The following is a 1,588-nucleotide window of genomic DNA, read 5'->3' as shown; positions in this document are numbered from 1 at the left end:
CCGCCACGCCCCCCGAGCACCTGCGCCGCAGCCTGTCCAACCGCCACCTGCAACTGATCGCCATCGGCGGCGCCATCGGCACCGGCCTGTTCATGGGCTCGGGCAAGACCATCAGCCTGGCCGGCCCATCCATCGTGTTCGTCTACCTGATCATCGGCGCGATGCTGTTCTTCGTGATGCGGGCGATGGGCGAGCTGTTGCTGTCCAACCTGCAGTACAAATCCTTCATCGATTTCTCCACCGATCTGCTCGGGCCGTGGGCCGGCTTCTTCTGCGGATGGACGTACTGGTTCTGCTGGATCGTCACCGCCATCGCCGACGTGATCGCCATCGCCGCCTATGCGCAGTTCTGGTTCCCGGGACTGGAAGCGTGGAAACCAGCGCTGGCCTGCGTGATGCTGCTGTTGTCGTTGAACCTGGTGACGGTGAAGCTGTTCGGCGAAATGGAATTCTGGTTCGCGCTGATCAAGATCGTGGCAATCTGCGCGCTGATCATCACCGGCGCCGGACTGGTGGCCTGGGGCTTCACCTCGCCCAGCGGGCATACCGCAGCGCTGTCGAACCTGTGGAATGACGGCGGCATGTTCCCGATGGGCCTGGTCGGTTTCTTCGCCGGTTTCCAGATCGCGGTGTTCGCCTTCGTCGGCATCGAGCTGGTGGGCACCACCGCTGCTGAAACGGCCGACCCGGAGCGCAACCTGCCCAAGGCGATCAACTCGATTCCGGTGCGCATCATCATCTTCTACGTGCTGGCGCTGATCGCGATCATGGCGGTCACCCCATGGCGGCAGGTGGTGCCGGACAAGAGCCCGTTCGTGCAGCTGTTCGTGCTGGCCGGCATTCCCGCCGCCGCCAGCCTGATCAACTTCGTGGTGCTGACCTCGGCCACGTCCTCGGCCAACAGCGGCATCTTCTCCACCAGCCGCATGCTGTATGGCCTGGCCGAGGAAGGCCATGCACCGCGTGGCCTGTCCAAGCTCTCGCGCGCTGCAGTGCCGGCACGGGGCCTGCTGTTCTCCTGCCTGTGCCTGCTGGGCGGCACCCTGCTGATCTACCTGATCCCCAACCTGGTGACCGCCTTCACCCTGGTGACGACCCTGGCGACGGTGTTGTTCATCTTCGTCTGGTCGCTGATCCTGGTGGCCTACATGGTCTACCGCCGCCGCTACCCCGAGCGCCACGCCGCATCGATCTTCAAGATGCCCGGTGGCGTGGCGATGTGCTGGGCCTGCTTGGTCTTCTTCGCCGCCGTGCTGGTCCTGCTGAGCCTGCAGGCCGACACCCGCCAGGCGCTGGTGGCCAGCCCTGCATGGTTTGTGCTGCTGGGCGCGGGCTACTGGCTGCGGCGGAAGATGGCGCGCTAGTCGGGGAAGACCCTCGCCAACAGATCTCACGGCCTCGGTCAGTCCCATCCACGCATGGCGTGGATCCATGTGTCGACCAAGGTCGACACCCACCAACAGCCGCAAGGTCGACACCCACCAACAGCAGCACAGAACACCGTTCCCAGGTCGCGGGGAATTGTCGAAGGCGGGGTGGGTCCGGTKGCGGGGGTGTRAGCGCCATGGATGGCGCGCCCAAGCCTCCA

The 1,588-nt window shown here is 65.1% G+C and carries 1 protein-coding gene; it reads left to right on the top strand.

The features are described 5' to 3' along the window. A partial coding sequence (gene cycA / locus AB4Y84_RS21215) for a D-serine/D-alanine/glycine transporter (protein ID WP_442250882.1) occupies positions 1-1,364 on the top strand: 1,364 nt, incomplete at its 5' end. Positions 1,365-1,588 lie beyond the last annotated feature (224 nt).

This window comes from Stenotrophomonas sp. 2YAF22, from assembly GCF_052114665.1.
Classification (GTDB): Bacteria; Pseudomonadota; Gammaproteobacteria; order Xanthomonadales; family Xanthomonadaceae; genus Stenotrophomonas; species Stenotrophomonas indicatrix.
This window is presented reverse-complemented; position numbering and strand designations above follow the sequence as displayed.